The 17,032-nt window shown below is 53.8% G+C and carries 16 protein-coding genes; 6 read left to right on the forward strand and 10 right to left on the reverse strand.

Annotated features, from left to right (window positions below; genetic code table 11):
• The first annotated feature begins 22 nt into the window (after positions 1–22).
• Complete coding sequence (gene mutT, locus FD744_RS16425) at positions 23–418, forward strand: 8-oxo-dGTP diphosphatase MutT (RefSeq protein ID WP_034829661.1); 396 nt, start codon at positions 23–25, stop codon at positions 416–418.
• Between the two features lie 29 nt (positions 419–447).
• On the opposite strand, the gene yacG is transcribed toward mutT, so the two are convergent.
• Genes yacG through coaE form a run of 3 tightly spaced genes read right to left on the reverse strand, consistent with a single transcriptional unit; the run spans position 448 to position 2,009 of the window.
• Positions 448–645 (reverse strand): DNA gyrase inhibitor YacG, encoded by a 198-nt coding sequence (gene yacG / locus FD744_RS16430; RefSeq protein WP_034829659.1) that lies wholly within the window; start codon positions 643–645, stop codon positions 448–450.
• A gap of 7 nt (positions 646–652) precedes the next feature.
• Positions 653–1,396 (reverse strand): cell division protein ZapD, encoded by a 744-nt coding sequence (gene zapD / locus FD744_RS16435; protein ID WP_034829657.1) that lies wholly within the window; start codon positions 1,394–1,396, stop codon positions 653–655.
• Between the two features lie 4 nt (positions 1,397–1,400).
• A complete protein-coding gene (coaE, locus tag FD744_RS16440) occupies positions 1,401–2,009 on the reverse strand; it encodes a dephospho-CoA kinase (RefSeq protein WP_058960895.1) in 609 nt (202 codons plus the stop codon).
• A gap of 219 nt (positions 2,010–2,228) precedes the next feature.
• Between coaE and FD744_RS16445 the strand changes: the two genes are divergently transcribed.
• Complete coding sequence (locus FD744_RS16445) at positions 2,229–3,269, forward strand: GMP reductase (protein WP_160868744.1); 1,041 nt, start codon at positions 2,229–2,231, stop codon at positions 3,267–3,269.
• Positions 3,270–3,400: 131 nt separating this feature from the next.
• Here the strand turns inward: FD744_RS16445 and hofC are convergent, their stop codons facing one another.
• The 4 genes from hofC to nadC form a co-directional block, all read right to left on the reverse strand.
• Complete coding sequence (gene hofC / locus FD744_RS16450; RefSeq protein ID WP_160868745.1) at positions 3,401–4,600, reverse strand: protein transport protein HofC; 1,200 nt, start codon at positions 4,598–4,600, stop codon at positions 3,401–3,403.
• Positions 4,593–5,981: a type II secretion system protein GspE gene (gene gspE, locus FD744_RS16455; RefSeq protein WP_160868746.1), complete on the reverse strand. Its 1,389-nt coding sequence runs from the start codon at positions 5,979–5,981 to the stop codon at positions 4,593–4,595. The genes hofC and gspE overlap by 8 nt, the downstream gene beginning before the upstream one ends.
• Complete coding sequence (gene ppdD, locus FD744_RS16460; protein ID WP_160868747.1) at positions 5,981–6,424, reverse strand: prepilin peptidase-dependent pilin; 444 nt, start codon at positions 6,422–6,424, stop codon at positions 5,981–5,983. Before ppdD ends, gspE begins: the two co-directional genes overlap by 1 nt.
• Positions 6,425–6,602: 178 nt before the next feature.
• Positions 6,603–7,499: a carboxylating nicotinate-nucleotide diphosphorylase gene (gene nadC / locus FD744_RS16465; protein ID WP_160868748.1), complete on the reverse strand. Its 897-nt coding sequence runs from the start codon at positions 7,497–7,499 to the stop codon at positions 6,603–6,605.
• A gap of 181 nt (positions 7,500–7,680) precedes the next feature.
• On the opposite strand from nadC, the gene ampD reads away from it, so the two are divergent.
• Both ampD and ampE read left to right on the forward strand, forming a co-directional pair.
• Entirely contained in the window at positions 7,681–8,232 is a 552-nt protein-coding gene (gene ampD / locus FD744_RS16470; RefSeq protein ID WP_160868749.1) for a 1,6-anhydro-N-acetylmuramyl-L-alanine amidase AmpD, read from the forward strand.
• 16 nt (positions 8,233–8,248) lie between these two features.
• On the forward strand, positions 8,249–9,103 hold the full coding sequence (gene ampE, locus FD744_RS16475) for a beta-lactamase regulator AmpE (protein WP_160868750.1): 855 nt from the start codon (positions 8,249–8,251) through the stop codon (positions 9,101–9,103).
• Here the strand turns inward: ampE and FD744_RS16480 are convergent.
• The 3 genes from FD744_RS16480 to aroP form a co-directional block, all read right to left on the reverse strand.
• Complete coding sequence (locus FD744_RS16480; protein ID WP_160868751.1) at positions 9,085–10,038, reverse strand: family 43 glycosylhydrolase; 954 nt, start codon at positions 10,036–10,038, stop codon at positions 9,085–9,087. The two genes, ampE and FD744_RS16480, sit on opposite strands and share 19 nt — an antisense overlap.
• Positions 10,035–11,441, reverse strand: coding sequence for a glycoside-pentoside-hexuronide (GPH):cation symporter (locus tag FD744_RS16485; RefSeq protein WP_160868752.1), 1,407 nt, complete (start codon positions 11,439–11,441; stop codon positions 10,035–10,037). Before FD744_RS16485 ends, FD744_RS16480 begins: the two co-directional genes overlap by 4 nt.
• A gap of 162 nt (positions 11,442–11,603) precedes the next feature.
• Positions 11,604–12,959 (reverse strand): aromatic amino acid transporter AroP, encoded by a 1,356-nt coding sequence (aroP, locus tag FD744_RS16490; RefSeq protein WP_034829625.1) that lies wholly within the window; start codon positions 12,957–12,959, stop codon positions 11,604–11,606.
• A 513-nt stretch (positions 12,960–13,472) separates the two neighbouring features.
• Between aroP and pdhR the strand changes: the two genes are divergently transcribed.
• Both pdhR and aceE read left to right on the forward strand, forming a co-directional pair.
• A complete protein-coding gene (gene pdhR, locus FD744_RS16495) occupies positions 13,473–14,237 on the forward strand; it encodes a pyruvate dehydrogenase complex transcriptional repressor PdhR (protein WP_034829622.1) in 765 nt (254 codons plus the stop codon).
• A gap of 128 nt (positions 14,238–14,365) precedes the next feature.
• Entirely contained in the window at positions 14,366–17,032 is a 2,667-nt protein-coding gene (gene aceE, locus FD744_RS16500; protein ID WP_034829620.1) for a pyruvate dehydrogenase (acetyl-transferring), homodimeric type, read from the forward strand.

The following is a 17,032-nucleotide window of genomic DNA, read 5'->3' on the forward strand; positions in this document are numbered from 1 at the left end:
AATTAAAAGCGGAATTCAGCTTATGAAACACCTGCAAGTCGCAGTGGGCATCATTCGCAATGCCAGCCGTCAGATCTTCCTTGCCCAGCGTGCGGCGAGCTCCTACATGGCGAATAAATGGGAGTTTCCTGGCGGAAAAATTGAACAGGATGAAACCGCTGAACAAGCGTTAAAACGCGAATTGATGGAAGAGACCGGCATTGAGGTGACAGCCGCGAAGGCGATTGGTTTGGCCGATCATAGCTATGACGATCTGCGCGTCACATTGCACTTCTTCCTGGTGGAAGGTTGGAACGGTGAGCCGTACGGCCGTGAAGGGCAGCCACAGCGTTGGGTGGAACAGCGTGATTTAGTCGCGGAAGAGTTTCCTCCTGCCAACCACGAACTTATCGCTCGCCTGGTGGCTGACGAAATTTAAGCAAAGGGGCGTAAGCCCCTTATCTCTTATTAATGCTGTTCTTCGCTCCAGTCATCGCTGTCGGTCAGATCGCTATCGCTGGGAATGCGCTTCTCTTCGGCGGCCCATTCGCCCAAATCAATCAGCTGGCAGCGCTTGCTGCAAAACGGGCGCCAAGGACTCAGCTCATCCCACATCACATCTTTACCGCAGTTGGGACAAGGTACGGTAATCATCTCTTCCTGCATAACAACCTCAACAACACGCTAATTCAAAATTCAATCGGGCTGGCACTTCACCACGCTCGCTGTCCAGTGGCAGGAATCGAATGGCATAACGGCTTTTATGGCCTGAAACCTGCGGGTACAGCGCATCTTCGAGGGTGAGCTGGAGGCGCAACAAATCCGAACCTTCGGCATTATCCTGATAAAAACCGTTCAGGCTGGTTTGATGGCGAAATACGCCTGACTGACGCACCAGATCAAGGATCATGGTCAGACTATTGCGCAGAGGAACCAGTGACGCCAGCCAGCCGTTAACCTGCGAATCACGCTGTGACTGCTGCTGGTGCAGCCAGATATGCAGGCTCGGCAAATCAAAACTGCAGCAGCCACCAGGAATGCTCAATCGCTGGCGTACCAATCCAATCAACCGATCTTCGCGCAATTGCTGGCCCATACGCGGTGCCGCATTCAGCTCGCTGGATTGCTGTTTCAATCGGTCACGCAGGCTACTGACGGTGTGCTCGTCCACACCTGGCACATCAAGCCAGGCGCGAAGTTTCTGCTGCTGGCGCTCCAGCTCTTTCAATAACTCGGTACGCATATCACCGCGCTCAAAGATATCTAACAGATCACCAATGATGCGAAATACCCCTAATGCAGAGACGGAATTCACCACGGGCACCGTTTCATGCAGTTGGTTAAGTAATGACTCCACGCGCAGCCAGGTGCGCATCTTCTCATTCAGCGGGTGTTCAAACAGAACGACTGTACTCATGATGTTAATCCTGTCCGGTTGCTGCCAGGCGTAAATAACGCTGGTGAAGTTCAGCAACACGCGGCAACGCCTGTTCGGGCGTACCACTGTTATCGATGATGTCATCCGCACAGGCCAGACGCTGCTCGCGGCTGGCCTGTGCGGCAAGAATATTTTTTGCCTGGCTAAGTGTGATGCCATCACGCTGCTGAGTACGCCGCAACTGCGTAGCTTCATCCACATCAACCACCAGAACCCGGTCAGCCTGATGCTGTAACCCGTTTTCAACCAATAGCGGCACCACCCACAATACATAGGGTGAAGTTGCCAGTAATTTTAGCTGCTGCGTACGGGCATTGATAAGAGGATGAAGCAGCTGATTTAGCCAGTTTTTCTCTTTTGGCTGTTGAAAAATAATCTCGCGCAACCGTGCCCGATACAACGCTCCCTCGGCGGTCAATATTGACTCACCATGGCGTTTAACGATCGCCTGCAGGGCGGGTGAACCAGGTTCAACCACTTCTCGCGCAATCACATCAGCATCAATAATATCAACGCCTAGCGCGGTGAAAGCGTTGGCAATGGTGCTTTTACCACTGCCAATTCCTCCGGTGAGCGCAACGGTAAAAGGCATAGCGTTCTCTCAAAATTGTCTTCATTGGGCGACCATCAGCCGCAATAAGATGAGAGCATGATCACAATCAATTTTCTCAGCTAAATTTAAGGGATTGTAGCTTAAATAAAGTGAAATTCGCAGTCTTGTCGCGGAACGAATGGCGCGTATGATAACGACACTGGAGCCGTGAGCGCTACCCGAACTGCGGTTCGTCGTCACTAACCAGGACACTCAGCTATGCGTATTGAAGAAGATTTAAAACTGGGCTTTAAAGATGTTTTGATCCGCCCCAAACGCTCCACCCTGAAAAGCCGTTCTGAGGTTGAACTCGAACGCACCTACACTTTCAAGCATTCAGGTCTGAACTGGACCGGCGTTCCGGTGATTGCCGCCAATATGGACACCGTGGGCACATTCACCATGGCCGAAGCACTGGCGGGCTTCAATGTCCTGACGGCAGTGCATAAACATTACAGCGTGGAAGCCTGGCAGGCATTTATCCAGCGCGTGCCGGCTGCAGTGCTTGGGCATGTGATGGTGTCATCCGGTACCTCCGAAGCCGATTTCAGTAAACTCACCGCGATTCTCGCCCTATCGCCACAGCTCAATTTCATCTGCATTGATGTTGCCAATGGTTACTCTGAGCACTTTGTTGAGTTCCTGCAGCGAGTGCGTGAAAGTTTCCCAGGCAAAACCATTTGCGCGGGAAATGTGGTCACCGGTGAAATGGTCGAGGAGTTGATTCTTTCTGGCGCGGATATCGTCAAAGTCGGCATTGGTCCCGGTTCGGTCTGCACTACGCGTGTGAAAACCGGCGTCGGCTACCCGCAGCTGTCTGCGGTGATTGAGTGTGCAGATGCGGCGCACGGTCTCGGCGGACAGATCGTCAGCGATGGCGGCTGTTCGGTGCCGGGTGATATTGCGAAAGCTTTCGGCGGCGGTGCAGATTTTGTCATGCTCGGCGGCATGCTGGCGGCGCACGATGAGTGCGAGGGGAACGTTGTCGAAGAGCAGGGCGAGCAGTTTATGTTGTTCTATGGTATGAGCTCAGAATCCGCGATGAAACGCCATGTCGGCGGTGTTGCCCAGTATCGTGCGGCAGAAGGGAAAACCGTTCGCCTGCCGCTGCGTGGCCCGGTGGAAGAGACCGTGAAGGATATCCTCGGCGGATTGCGTTCGGCCTGCACCTACGTGGGTGCAGAACGCCTTAAAGAGCTGACTAAGCGCACCACGTTTATTCGTGTGGCGGAACAGGAAAATCGGGTATTCACACGCTGATGGCTGATGGCTGATGGCTGATGGCTGATGGCTGATGGCTGATGGCTGATGGCTGAAAGTCGATTATCGGTGGTTGAAGGTTGAAGGTTGAAGGTTGAAGGTTGCAGACAGGTGCGCACCGTGCGCATCTGTCAACGAATCGCATCCCCTAAGCCAAATACCGGCAGATACATGGCAATCACTAACGTCCCGACAATTCCACCGATCACGATCATCATCAAGGGTTCGAGCGAAGCCGCCAGTGCATCAGCCCGCATCAGCGTTTGTGCTTCATGCCACTCCGCTAATCGTGCCAGCATGACATCCAGCGCCCCCGCTTCCTCACCGACACGGATCAGTTGTGCACAGAGCGCGGTGAAAAGCAGATGATGCTGCATCGCCTGATGCAGTGGTAAGCCGCCAGCGATATGCCGCTGTAACGCGATAATCGCTTCACGCCACAGTGGCGATCCCAGCGTGACCTCAACGGCTTGCAGACTTTGTAATAACGTGAGTCCAGCCTGCTGCGTTAATTGCAGGATGGCGTAAATCTGGCTGAGCTGACCACCGCGCCAGAGTGTTGAAAGCAACGGCAGACGCAATAGCCAGCGATGAACACGAATTTGCCAGAGCACAGAACCACGGTAAACCCACCTTGCGCCGAACAATAAGCACATTATCGTTATCGCCAGGGGGAGCGCTGCCTGTTGTAAAAACGCTGACAGACTCATCACGGCGGCGGTGAAGGCGGGAAGGGGGGCATCAAAACTGGCATACACGGAGACAAATTCGGGCAGCACAAACAGCAACATGCCCGAACTCACCGCCAGCGCCACCAGCAAGATAAACAATGGATAGCGCAGAGCTTTAACCACTTTCTGTCTCAAGTGCTGTTGCTTGCTTTGCTGTAACGCCAGCTGGCGACAGCATTCATCAAGCTGACCGGTGAGTTCACCCACTTCCATTAATGCCGGAAACAGCGCGGGGAAGATCTGCGGCCAGGCGCGAAGTGCAGATGAAAATGCCTCTCCTGCCATTACCCGACGTTGCAATTCATTAAGCAGTTCGCGCCAGCCAGCATGCGGGTGCCCCTCAGCCAGCAACGTCAGACTCTCCGCCAGCGGCAATCCTGCCTTGAGCAAGGTCGCCAACTGGCGAACAAGGTCAATTTTGTGCTGCCACTTCCAGTCACGCGTGCGCCAGCATTGCCCACGCTGCCAGCTAACCGGCATCATACCGCGATCTGAGAGTTGCTGCAGGAGCACTTCCTGACTGGCAACTAATGAGGTTCCTTGCCGTAACGCGCCCAGCGTGTCCAGCGCCTGCCAGCGATAATGGTAGAGATTAGCCATCCTCCAATCCCACAACCCGCTGAACTTCTTCAAAGGAGGTGTCACCGCGACTCACCGCCTCCAACCCGGCGGCGAGCAGGGTTTTCATCCCGCCTTCATTGGCCAGTGAGATGATGTGCTCCAGCGGCATATCGGCAGAAATCGCGTTCTGTAACTTGTTACTCATCGGCAGCACCTCAAATAACGCCAGGCGTCCGTAATAGCCCGAGAAGCAGTGGTCACAACCTGGGGCACGCCAGGTTTGTAAGGTGCCTGGCCAGATTTCGTGTGGCAGATGTGCAATGGCCTGCGCTGGCTGGCGGCAGTGCTCGCAGAGCCGTCGTACCAGACGCTGCGCGATGACTAACTGTAATGCCGGGCCGAGCAGGTAACCGGGAATATCCATCTGTCGCAGACGCGTGAGCGTTTCCGCCGTCGAATTGGTGTGCAATGTTGATAGCACCAGATGTCCGGTCTGCGCCGCTTTAACGGCAATGCTGGCCGTTTCGGCATCGCGGATTTCGCCCACCATAATCACATCCGGATCCTGTCGCAGCAGAGCCCGCAGTACACGGTTAAAATCGAGCCCGCTACGCGGTTGGATTTGCGTCTGGTTAATGCCCTCTAATGGAATTTCAACGGGATCCTCTACACTGCAGACATTTTTATCCGGCACATTCAGAGCGCTTAATCCGCTGTAGAGAGTGAAGGTTTTACCGCTGCCGGTAGGCCCGGTGACCAGTATCAGTCCCTGAGGTTTAGCCAGCGCGTGCTTCAGTAACCGGAGTTGGGTAACCGGCATGCCGAGTTTATCCAATGCGATCGCGCTGTTTTCACTTTGCAGCAGTCTCACCACGGCTTTCTCACCGTGACTAATGGGTAAAGTAGAAAGGCGAAATGCGGCCTGTTGATCGTCAAGGTTCAGTGTGAATTGCCCATCTTGTGGCAAGCGACGCTCGGCGATATCCAGCCCGCCGAGGATTTTCAGTCTGGCAAGCACCGCAGCCGTAGGTGCATCTGGCAAATGTGACAGTTTGTGCAAGACGCCATCAATACGTAATCGGACGCGTAACCCCTGCTGCTGAGGTTCAAAATGCACGTCAGAAGCACGGCGTTGGATCGCCTGGCGCAAAATCTGTTCAACGGCATTAATCGCTGTTTCGGTAGCGGCCGGTTCGTGCAACGTCGCCGAGTCATCAGGGTTGTGCAGGAGTTGCTCCAGTCGTGCCGCTGGCCAGCACTCGACTTCCACTTTGCACTGACTGGCGAATTGCAGGGCTTCCAGCAGCAGCGGATCGGGCGTCTCGGCTACTGCGACGCGCAGTGATGTGGCGTCATGCTGAAGCATCACCGCCTGGTAACGTGCGCATAAGGTCTGGATCGGGGTATTGGGCTGTGCCATCAGTGAGTGTCCTTATCGGTGAAGCGGAACTGTTCAAGACAGCTGTCGCGCAGACTGGCATTGGTGCTGGTGCAACTGCGTTGCCAGTCCAGCGTGCCTTCCGTGGTGTTCCAGATAGGTGTCATTTCTACACTCAACCCGGTAAGACTCTCCTGACCCGTTAAGGTGATGGCGCCATTCACGACGCTTAGCGAGGCCACATAGCGTGAACCTTTGGCAGCAGGAATGCCGCCTGCACCCGCCTGGCATTGAGTGGGGCCGCCACGTTCAATCGCGCAGAGTTCCACGGCGGTTTTATAAGGCACCATGGTTTGCAGCATGTCAGTCAGCGCGGCGCGTTGTAGATAATTTTGGTAGCTGGGCAGGCCAATAGCACTAAGAATGGCCACAATGCCAATCACTATCATCAATTCGATGAGGGTAAAACCTTGTTGTCTATCCATTATTCAGCTCCTTGTTGTGGAGCGGCTAAGGTAGAAAACGGCGTTTGAAAGCGATAGTGAGACGGTTTAACGCTGGAAGGCAGGATGTAATGAATCGCCGCGTTTGCAGAAGAAGTATCAGTAAACAGGAAGATAACTCACAAACCGCCGCGGAGATGCGGCGGTAAGAGGAGAGAAATTAGTGTTCGCGAAAACGCATGGAGAGATCCATGGCGCGCACATGCTTGGTCAAAGCGCCCACCGAAACGAAGTCGACGCCCGTTTTAGCTATCTGCGGCAGTGTTGCTTCCGTGACATTACCAGAGACTTCCAGCAGGGCACGTTTGTCGGTGAGAAGGACGGCTTCATGCATCATCTCGAAGCTAAAGTTATCTAGCATGATAATGTCGGCACCGGCATCAATCGCATCCTGCAGTTCCTGCAGGCTCTCTACCTCTACTTCAACCGGCACATCGGGAGCCAGCCACAGCGCTTTCTCAACGGCTTTGCGTACCGAACCGCTGGCAATAATATGGTTTTCTTTGATCAGGAAGGCATCGGAAAGACCCAGCCGATGGTTACTGCCGCCGCCACACAATACGGCATATTTCAGCGCTGTGCGTAGGCCAGGCAAGGTTTTGCGCGTATCCAGCAATTGCGTTTCGCTGCCGTCGAGCAAGTCGACATAACGACTCACTTCCGTGGCCACGCCGGAAAGGGTTTGGACGAAATTTAATGCAGTTCGTTCAGCGGTTAACAGCAGCCGGGCCGGACCTTTTAACTCGAATAGCAACTGGTCAGTTGCGACATTTTGACCCTCTTCAACATGCCAGACAATCGTGACTTTATTGCCAAGCTGGATAAACACTTCCTGCACCCAGCGTTTACCACAAAAAACACCGGCTTCACGCGTGATGATCTGTGCTTCGGCCTGTTTATCTTCCGGTAAGAGCAGGGCGGTGATGTCACGGTCAGCATCCACCTCACCACCCAAATCCTCCCGAAGTGCGCGCGCAACGGCTTCGGGGATGTCCTGCTCAATACGCTTAATCAGTTCCTGACGACGATGATCGGGATCGTAACGACGCGATGCCATGCTTATGCCACTCCATTAATCGGATTTAACTGCGCTCACCTTAGCCTGATTTATAGCCTATTGCCAGTCGTGATAGCTGAAATGTTTAGTATCCTTAACACCGTTCGCCATTCGCATTAAGTCACAAGCCGAAAAGGGGAAACATGTTATTCTCAGCCTGATTTTGCCTGGGATTTAGAACATGAAACTGGAAGATGGCTGGATTACCAGCGCGCGCAAAGTGCCCTCGCCGCACTTTAACCAACGACCGGAAAATGAAATTCCCTCGTTGCTGATTATTCATAATATCAGTTTGCCGCCGGGTGAATTTGGTGGCCCGTGGATTGATCAACTGTTTACCGGGACCTTGCCGCCGGATGCTCACCCCTATTTTGCCGATATCGCGCAACTGCGCGTGGCGGCGCACTGCCTGATTCGTCGTGATGGTGAGTTGGTGCAGTACGTTTCGTTTGACCAGCGCGCGTGGCATGCCGGTGTGTCGCAATTTGCCGGGCGAGAAAACTGCAATGATTTCTCCATGGGCATTGAGCTGGAAGGCACGGATACGCTGCCGTATACCGATGCGCAGTATAAGACGTTAAAAAAGGTTAGCGCATTATTGCTCAAGCACTATCCGCTGACGCTGGAACGCATCACCGGACACAGCGATATCGCGCCACAGCGCAAAACCGATCCAGGCCCCGCATTTGACTGGATACGCTATAAAGAGTCTATCAGGCAGGAGAATCCCTGAAACAGCAGGAGCAGGTATGACGTTGTTTAGCTTGTTATTAGTGTTAGGTTGGGAACGCCTGTTTAAATTGGGTGAGCACTGGCAACTGGATCATCGTCTGGAGCCGCTGTTTCGCGGACGCCAGCGATTTTCACTGCTGCGCACGTTGGTGATGACCCTCATCGCGATGCTGATTGTCTGGCTGCTGGTGTGGAGTCTGAAAGGCATTCTGTTTGGCGTGGCACAACTGGCATTCTGGATTGTGGTGGGCTTGTTGTGTATCGGCGCAGGCTCGGTGCGTCTGCACTATCATCGCTACCTGAAAGCCGTCAGCCACGATGATGAAGCGGCGCATCAGGCCATGGCAGCGGAACTGACACTGATTCATGGTGTACCCGTTGAGTGCAGTGAGCGTGAGTTTTTACGTGAGCTACAAAATGCGCTGATTTGGATTAACTTCCGCTTTTACCTCGCGCCACTGTTCTGGTTTGTGGTCGGTGGCCCTTACGGACCGGTGCTGCTGGTGGGCTATGCCTTCCTGCGTGCCTGGCAAAGTTGGCTGGCAAAACACCATTCTCCACTGGAGCGCGCGCAGTCAGGTGTAGACAGCATACTGCACGTGCTGGACTGGATCCCGGTGCGACTGGCAGGTGTGGCTTATGCGCTGTTAGGCCACGGAGAGCGGGCACTGCCTGCGTGGTTTGCCTCGCTAAGCGATCGGCATCGTTCGCAATATCAGGTGCTGACCAGTCTGGCGCAATTCTCGCTGGCGCGCGATCCGCATATGGATAAAGTGGAAACGCCACGGGTGGCCGTGGCGCTGGCGAAGCGGATATCGTTAGTGCTGGTGGTTGTGGTCGCGTTGTTGACCATTTACGGCACGCTGGTGTGATCGGCAGGCGGTACACCGAAATCTGGTGTGCCGTCTTCGCGCCATTCAATGTACTTCAGTCGTGTATGGCGGTTCGGATCCCATAACGGGTCGCCTTCAATTTCCGTGTAATTCCGCGCGTGATACACCAGCACGTCCCTGCCGTTTTCGTCCCGCGTAAAGCTGTTATGCCCCGGCCCATACTGCTGATTTTCCCAGCTGGTGGTGAAGACTGGACGCGCAGATTTCTGCCAGGCAGTGCTGTCGAGCGGATCGGCCATCATGTCGATGCTGAGCATTCCCAGGCAGTAATTCTCATCAGTTGCGCTGGCGGAATAGGTGACAAACAGCCGATCGCCGTGATGAATAACTGCTGGGCCCTCATTGACGCTAAAGCCTGCGCACTCCCACTCATACTCCGGCCGGCTGAGCATCACCGGTGCGCTTTTCAGCGTCCAGGGATTAAGCAATTCCGCGAGATAGAGATTGGAATTACCCGGAATAGCGGGATCCTTCTGTGCCCACAGATACCAGTTTTTGCCCTGATGCACGAAATGCGTCGCATCAAGCGAGAAAGAGTCGATTGGGGTAAACACTCGGCGAACAGGTTGCCAGTGGCCGGAAAGCGGATCGCTGTCATCACACACCAGCGCATACATGCGATGCTGAAACAGGCCATCTTTGATGTCGCGCGTTGGGGCAGCAGCAAAGTAAATCACCCATTGCCCATTGATGTGATGCAGTTCAGGTGCCCAAATCAACGCACTGAATGGTCCGGTTTCGGGTTTACGCCACACCGTCACCGCTTCCGCCTCAATCAGGCCATTCAGCGTGTCGGCGTGACGAATTTCGAGTCGGTCATACTCTGGCACCGATGCCACGAAGTAGTAGCCTTCGCCATGACGCAGGATAAATGGATCGGCGCGTTGGGTAATAAAGGGATTTGGCCAGCTCATTTGATCTCTCCAGGTTGCGGGGTGACAGTCAGGGAGGCAGGGGATAATTCACGTGCATTGGCACGGCGTAGCGCAAGATCATCCTGAATGATGCGCATGAGTTTGCGATCCACCTTCAGCAAGCGCACTACACCGGCGGTGATCAGATAGCCAACACCGGGAATCACGGTAAACAGCAGCATGATGCCGTTGATGGCGTTGGGAGCCTGCTGCTTTGCACCCGCGTCATAGCCATAAATAGACAGCAGGAAACCAACCATCGCACCGGCCACCGCCAGACCCACTTTGAGGAAGAACAGGTTACCGGAGAAGCTCATGCCGGTGATGCGTTTTCCCGTTTTCCATTCACCATAATCATCGACATCCGCCATCAGCGACCAATGCAGCGGTGACGGGATTTGATGCAGGATATTCAGCAGGAAGTAGGCGACGACAACCGCCACAGTCGCATGAGGATCAATCCAATAGAAACCGCATGAGAAGAGTGCCAGCGCGATATTGGTCCAGAAAAACACCTTCAGCTTGCACCAGCGGTCGGTGAGGATTTTTGCAAGCGTACTGCCGAACATCATGCCAATCACACCCAGGCTAATAAACAGCGTGGCAAAATGCGTGGATTGCCCCATTACCCAGGTAACGTAATACATGGTGGCGGCCATGCGGATAAAGCCAGGACAAACATTGCAGAAGGTGAGCAGGAGAATGCGCACCCATTGATCGTTCTTCCAAACGTCACGCAGATCTTTCTTCAAATCATCATTACTGGGCGCGGCTGGACGGATACGTTCGCGAACCGTGGCAAAACAGAACAGGAACATCGCCAGGCCAATCAGTGCCAGCACGCTCATCGCCATTTGGTATCCGCGTGCTTTGTTGTCACCGCCAAACCACTCGGCCATCGGCAGCAGAGAGAGCGACAGGATCAGTGTCGCCACGCCCACCATCACAAAGCGGTAAGATTGGCAGGAGACGCGTTCACCGGGATCGTTGGTGATCACACCGCCCAACGAGCAGTAAGGAATATTGATGGCGGTGTAGGTGAGCGACATCAGGAAGTAGGTGACAAAGGCCCAGATAACTTTGTTGTCATAGCTCCAGTCTGGCGTGGTGAACATCAGCACGCTGAACAGCACATAGGGGACGGAAACCCACAGTAGCCACGGGCGAAAACGTCCCCAGCGGCTTTGGGTACGATCGGCGATGGCGCCCATAATGGGATCGGTGACGGCATCCAGCACGCGAACAGAAAGTAGCAGTGTACCGACCAGCGCGGGTGCGAGGCCAAACACATCGGTGTAGAAATAGTTAAGGAAAAGCATGATCGCACCGCCGATCATATTACATCCGGCATCGCCCATGCCATATCCCAGTTTCTCTCTGAATGAGAGCGCTGCGCCTTTCATTGTTCGTCTCCCGCGAAAAGGTGAGACGAAATTATCAGCGTTAAATCAGTAACCTGCTGGGGAACAATTGGTCACGTAGATGGACAAAACAGGTGGGCGCAGAAAAGTGTGAGGCAGATCAGGAATGTTGCCCGGCGCTGACGCGCCGGGCAAGAGCATACATTAGGCTTTTTGCACTTTATTTTTGATGGTGTAACCCACTGCCAGGATAATGATCCAGACAGGAATCAGCCACACAGAAATCGCCATACCCGGCGTCATCGCCATGATGACCAGTACGGCCGCCATGAACGCGAGGCAGAGCCAGTTACCAAACGGATAGAGCACGGCTTTAAAGCGCGTGGTCACACCCTGCTGGTCTTTCTTCTTACGGAATTTCATGTGCGCGAGGCTGATCATCGCCCAGTTGATCACCAGCGCAGAGACCACCAGTGACATCAGCAGGCCAAAGGCTTCGCCCGGCATCAGGTAGTTGATCAGGACGCACAGCGCTGTGGCTACTGCAGAGACCAAAATGGTTGCCACTGGCACGCCGCGTTTATCAACATTGAGCAGCGCTTTAGGTGCATTACCCTGCTGCGCTAAGCCGAACAGCATACGGCTGTTGCAATACACGCAGCTGTTGTAGACCGACAGCGCCGCCGTCAGGATCACCACATTCAACGCGTTGGCGACGAAGGCATCACCCAATTCGTGGAAGATCAACACAAACGGGCTGGTCTCTTCGGTGACGCGCGTCCATGGCAGCAATGACAGTAACACTGCCAGTGAACCAATATAGAAAATCAGGATACGCCACAGTACCTGGTTAGTGGCTTTCGGGATGCTCTCTTGCGGATTGTCAGCCTCAGCCGCCGTGATACCCACCAGCTCAAGACCACCAAACGAGAACATAATGATCGCCATCATCATCACCAGGCCGGTCATACCGTGTGGCAGGAATCCACCCTGGCTCCACAGGTTAGTGACGCTGGCCTGCGGACCGGCGTTGCCGCTGAACAGCAGCCAGCCGCCGAACAGGATCATGCCGATAACCGCGACGACTTTGATGATCGCGAACCAGAATTCCATTTCCCCAAACACTTTTACGTTGGTCAGGTTAATGGCGTTGATGACGACGAAGAAGATCGCCGCACTGGCCCAGGTCGGGAATTCGGGATACCAGAATTGGATGTATTTACCGACGGCACTCAGTTCAGCCATGGCAACCAGGACATACAGCACCCAGTAGTTCCAGCCAGAGGCGAAACCGGCAAAGTTGCCCCAGTACTTATAGGCGAAGTGGCTGAAGCTGCCGGCAACCGGCTCTTCCACGACCATTTCACCTAACTGGCGCATAATCAGAAAGGCAATAAATCCTGCAATCGCATAACCGAGAATCACGGCCGGACCGGCCGATTTAATTACTGATGCGCTACCCAGAAACAGGCCAGTACCCACGGCACCGCCCAGCGCAATCAACTGAATATGGCGATTTTTCAGGCCGCGGTGCAGCGATTCGCCATGCTGTTGTTCCATACAAACCTCGTGATGTTGTTATTGTGCACCTGCAGTGCGCGCACTGTAAGGCTGTTTTACGCAATGTATTCTTTTCTTTACGGTATTTGGCGTGCTGTGTGCATGCTGAAACTACCATGGCGACCAGAATAGTGATAAGCGCGCCGCTTTGCACCTGCTTTTGCTTTTTGTGCTGAGAGATGGCTGAAAAAGCAGCACTATCCACTGGGTGTCGCTCGCGCTATTTCTGACATGAAAAATCAATAAACACGAATAGCTTTCCCTTATGGTTGCCTGTAAGGCTTAGGGCTAACTCAGTGTAAGGTTTGGTAAAAGTGAAATCTGTTAACAATTCACTTACGGAGCAAATATATGCCTTTATCACGGTAAGTTAGCGCGCTGTAACAGCGATATACCCCGGAAGTGTGATGCCTGCCATATAGACACAAGGTGAATACTTTGTTACTTTACGGGCACTATTTTTCAATTGGTATTACCAATTTACTCCGGACGTTTTCACAATAAGAAGGGAAGATGGCTTACAGTAAAATTCGCCAACCCAAGCTCTCCGATGCGATCGAGCAACAGTTGGAGTCTCTCATTATGGAAGGGACGCTCCAGCCAGGTGAAAAGCTTCTCCCCGAGCGCGAACTGGCGAAACAGTTTGATGTCTCACGTCCATCCCTGCGCGAAGCGATTCAGAGCCTGGAAGCCAAAGGCCTGCTGCTACGCCGTCAGGGCGGTGGTACCTTCGTGCAAACAAATCTCTGGCAAAGCATGAGCGATCCCTTAGTCAGCCTGCTTGCCGAACATCCAGAATCCCAGTTTGACCTGCTGGAAACCCGTCACGCGCTGGAAGGTGTTGCTGCCTATTATGCGGCGCTACGTGGCACGGATGAAGACTTGCAGCGTATTCGCGACTGCCATGTTCACATCCAACAGGCGCAGGACAGCGGCGATCTGGATGCTGAAGCAGATGCAGTGATGAAGTATCAGATCGCTGTCACAGAAGCCGCCCATAATGTGGTGCTTTTACATTTGCTGCGTTCCATGGGCCCTATGCTGGAACAAAACGTCCGTCAGAATTTCGAATTGCTTTACGCTCGCCGGGAAATGCTGGCGAAAGTGAGCGGTCACCGCGCCAGTATCTTTGAGGCGATTGTGGCTCGTGAGCCAGAACAAGCACGCGAGGCATCCCATCGTCACCTGGCGTTTATTGAGGAAATCTTGCTGGATAGAAGTCGGGAGCAGAGCCGTCGTGAACGCTCCCTGCGTCGTTTACAGCAACGTAAGGAATAACGCACGGCAACGAACGTGCGGACATAAACGACGGGCCTGTCTTACTTGTGCTGTGAACCAGAAGCAAAGCACAAGCAGACAGGCTCCTGATAATTCAACGTATTAGACACAGATAAGGAACACACCCCATGTCAGAACGTTTACAGAATGACGTGGATCCGATCGAAACTCGTGACTGGCTACAGGCGATCGAATCGGTCATCCGTGAAGAAGGTGTTGAGCGCGCGCAGTATCTGCTTGATCAGGTATTGAACGCAGCACGCAAAGGTGGCGTGAAAGTGGCTGGCGGTGCGTCGGCTATCAGTAACTACATCAACTCTATTGCTGTTGAAGATGAACCGGACTATCCGGGCAACACCTCTCTTGAACGTCGTATCCGTTCCGCAATTCGCTGGAACGCCATTATGTCGGTCCTGCGTGCATCGAAGAAAGATCTGGAGCTGGGTGGTCACCTCTCATCTTTCCAGTCTTCTGCCACCATTTATGAAGTGTGCTTCAACCACTTCTTCCGTGCGCGCAGTGATAAAGACGGCGGCGATCTGGTTTACTTCCAGGGTCATATTTCTCCAGGCATCTACTCACGTGCTTTCCTTGAAGGCCGTCTGACTGAAGAGCAGATGAACAACTTCCGTCAGGAAGTGCACGGTAAAGGTCTGTCTTCTTACCCGCACCCGAAACTGATGCCTGATTTCTGGCAGTTCCCAACCGTTTCTATGGGCCTCGGTCCATTGAACGCGATCTATCAGGCGAAGTTCCTGAAATATCTGGAACACCGTGGCCTGAAAGACACGTCTAACCAGACCGTTTACGCCTTCCTCGGTGATGGCGAGATGGATGAGCCAGAATCTAAAGGTGCGATCACCATCGCCACCCGTGAGAAGCTGGACAACCTGGTGTTCATCATTAACTGTAACCTGCAGCGCCTTGATGGCCCGGTTACCGGTAATGGCAAAATCATCAACGAGCTGGAAGGCATCTTTGCCGGTGCTGGCTGGAACGTGATTAAAGTGATCTGGGGCGCACGTTGGGATGAACTGCTGAAGCAGGACACCAGCGGCAAACTGATCCAGCTGATGAACGAAACCGTTGATGGTGACTACCAGACCTTCAAATCCCGTGATGGCGCCTACGTGCGTGAGCACTTCTTCGGTAAATACCCGGAGACCGCTGCACTGGTGAAAGACTGGTCAGACGAAGAAATCTTCGCCCTGAACCGTGGTGGTCACGATCCGAAGAAAATCTACGCAGCACTGAAAAAAGCGCAGGACACCAAAGGTCAGCCGACCCTGATCCTGGCACATACCATCAAAGGTTATGGTATGGGTGACACGGCGGAAGGTAAAAACATCGCGCACCAGGTGAAGAAGATGAACATGGATGGCGTTCGCTACATCCGTGATCGCTTCAACGTGCCAGTGGCTGACGATCAGATCGAAAGCCTGCCGTACGTGACCTTCGAGAAAGGTTCTGACGAATATAACTACCTGCACGGTCAGCGTGAGAAGCTGGGTGGCTACCTGCCAACCCGTCAGGCAGAGTTCAGCGAGAAGCTGGAGATGCCAACGCTGGAAGAGTTCAAACCGTTGCTGGAAGAGCAGAACAAAGAGATCTCGACCACCATCGCGTTTGTACGTGCCCTTAACGTGATGCTGAAGAACAAGTCGATCAAAGATCGTCTGGTGCCAATCCTTGCGGATGAAGCGCGTACCTTCGGTATGGAAGGTCTGTTCCGTCAGATCGGTATTTACAGCCCGAACGGCCAGCAGTACACCCCGCAGGACCGTGAGCAGGTTGCTTACTATAAAGAAGACGAGAAAGGCCAGATTCTGCAGGAAGGGATCAACGAGCTGGGCGCAGGTTCATCCTGGCTGGCGGCGGCGACCTCTTACAGCACCAACAACCTGCCGATGATTCCGTTCTACATCTATTACTCGATGTTCGGTTTCCAGCGTATCGGCGATCTGATGTGGCTGGCGGGCGACCAACAGGCGCGCGGCTTCCTGGTCGGCGGTACCTCAGGTCGTACGACGCTGAACGGCGAAGGCCTGCAGCATGAAGATGGTCATAGCCACATTCAGTCGCTGACTATTCCGAACTGTATCTCTTACGATCCGTCTTACGCGTACGAAGTGGCGGTCATCATGCAAGATGGCCTGGTACGTATGTACGGCGAAGCGCAGGAAAACATCTACTACTACATCACCACGCTGAACGAAAACTACCACATGCCTGCGATGCCGCAGGGTGCGGAAGAGGGTATCCGTAAGGGTATCTACAAGCTGGAAACCGTAGACGGTAGCAAAGGCAAAGTGCAGTTGCTGGGTTCAGGTTCTATCCTGCGTCACGTGCGTGAAGCGGCACAGATCCTGGCGAAAGACTATGGCATCGGTTCTGATGTTTACAGCGTCACCTCGTTCACCGAACTGGCTCGTGATGGCCAGGATTGTGAGCGCTGGAACATGCTGCATCCAACCGAAGCCCCACGCGTCCCGTACATCGCTCAGGTGATGAATGAAGCGCCAGCTGTTGCCTCAACCGACTACATGAAGCTGTTCGCAGAACAGGTTCGCAGCTACGTTCCTTCAAGCGATTATCGCGTACTGGGTACCGATGGCTTCGGTCGTTCAGACAGCCGTGAAAACCTGCGTCACCACTTCGAAGTGGATGCATCGTATGTTGTGGTTGCAGCGCTGGGTGAGCTGGCTAAACGCGGCGAAATCGATAAGAAAGTGGTGGCGGAAGCAATCACCAAATTCAGCATCGATGCCGATAAAGTTAACCCGCGTCTGGCTTAA

It is taken from the genome of Pantoea sp. Taur, from assembly GCF_009830025.1.
GTDB classification, from domain to species: Bacteria; Pseudomonadota; Gammaproteobacteria; order Enterobacterales; family Enterobacteriaceae; genus Pantoea; species Pantoea communis.

Excerpts from the sequence above, each read along its gene's own strand:
- mutT (WP_034829661.1), top strand. The coding sequence starts at position 23 with ATGAAACACCTGCAAGTCGCAGTGGGCATCATTCGCAATGCCAGCCGT.
- yacG (WP_034829659.1), bottom strand. The coding sequence starts at position 645 with ATGCAGGAAGAGATGATTACCGTACCTTGTCCCAACTGCGGTAAAGAT.
- zapD (WP_034829657.1), bottom strand. The coding sequence starts at position 1,396 with ATGAGTACAGTCGTTCTGTTTGAACACCCGCTGAATGAGAAGATGCGC.
- coaE (WP_058960895.1), bottom strand. The coding sequence starts at position 2,009 with ATGCCTTTTACCGTTGCGCTCACCGGAGGAATTGGCAGTGGTAAAAGC.
- FD744_RS16445 (WP_160868744.1), top strand. The coding sequence starts at position 2,229 with ATGCGTATTGAAGAAGATTTAAAACTGGGCTTTAAAGATGTTTTGATC.
- hofC (WP_160868745.1), bottom strand. The coding sequence starts at position 4,600 with ATGGCTAATCTCTACCATTATCGCTGGCAGGCGCTGGACACGCTGGGC.
- gspE (WP_160868746.1), bottom strand. The coding sequence starts at position 5,981 with ATGGCACAGCCCAATACCCCGATCCAGACCTTATGCGCACGTTACCAG.
- ppdD (WP_160868747.1), bottom strand. The coding sequence starts at position 6,424 with ATGGATAGACAACAAGGTTTTACCCTCATCGAATTGATGATAGTGATT.
- nadC (WP_160868748.1), bottom strand. The coding sequence starts at position 7,499 with ATGGCATCGCGTCGTTACGATCCCGATCATCGTCGTCAGGAACTGATT.
- ampD (WP_160868749.1), top strand. The coding sequence starts at position 7,681 with ATGAAACTGGAAGATGGCTGGATTACCAGCGCGCGCAAAGTGCCCTCG.
- ampE (WP_160868750.1), top strand. The coding sequence starts at position 8,249 with ATGACGTTGTTTAGCTTGTTATTAGTGTTAGGTTGGGAACGCCTGTTT.
- FD744_RS16480 (WP_160868751.1), bottom strand. The coding sequence starts at position 10,038 with ATGAGCTGGCCAAATCCCTTTATTACCCAACGCGCCGATCCATTTATC.
- FD744_RS16485 (WP_160868752.1), bottom strand. The coding sequence starts at position 11,441 with ATGAAAGGCGCAGCGCTCTCATTCAGAGAGAAACTGGGATATGGCATG.
- aroP (WP_034829625.1), bottom strand. The coding sequence starts at position 12,959 with ATGGAACAACAGCATGGCGAATCGCTGCACCGCGGCCTGAAAAATCGC.
- pdhR (WP_034829622.1), top strand. The coding sequence starts at position 13,473 with ATGGCTTACAGTAAAATTCGCCAACCCAAGCTCTCCGATGCGATCGAG.
- aceE (WP_034829620.1), top strand. The coding sequence starts at position 14,366 with ATGTCAGAACGTTTACAGAATGACGTGGATCCGATCGAAACTCGTGAC.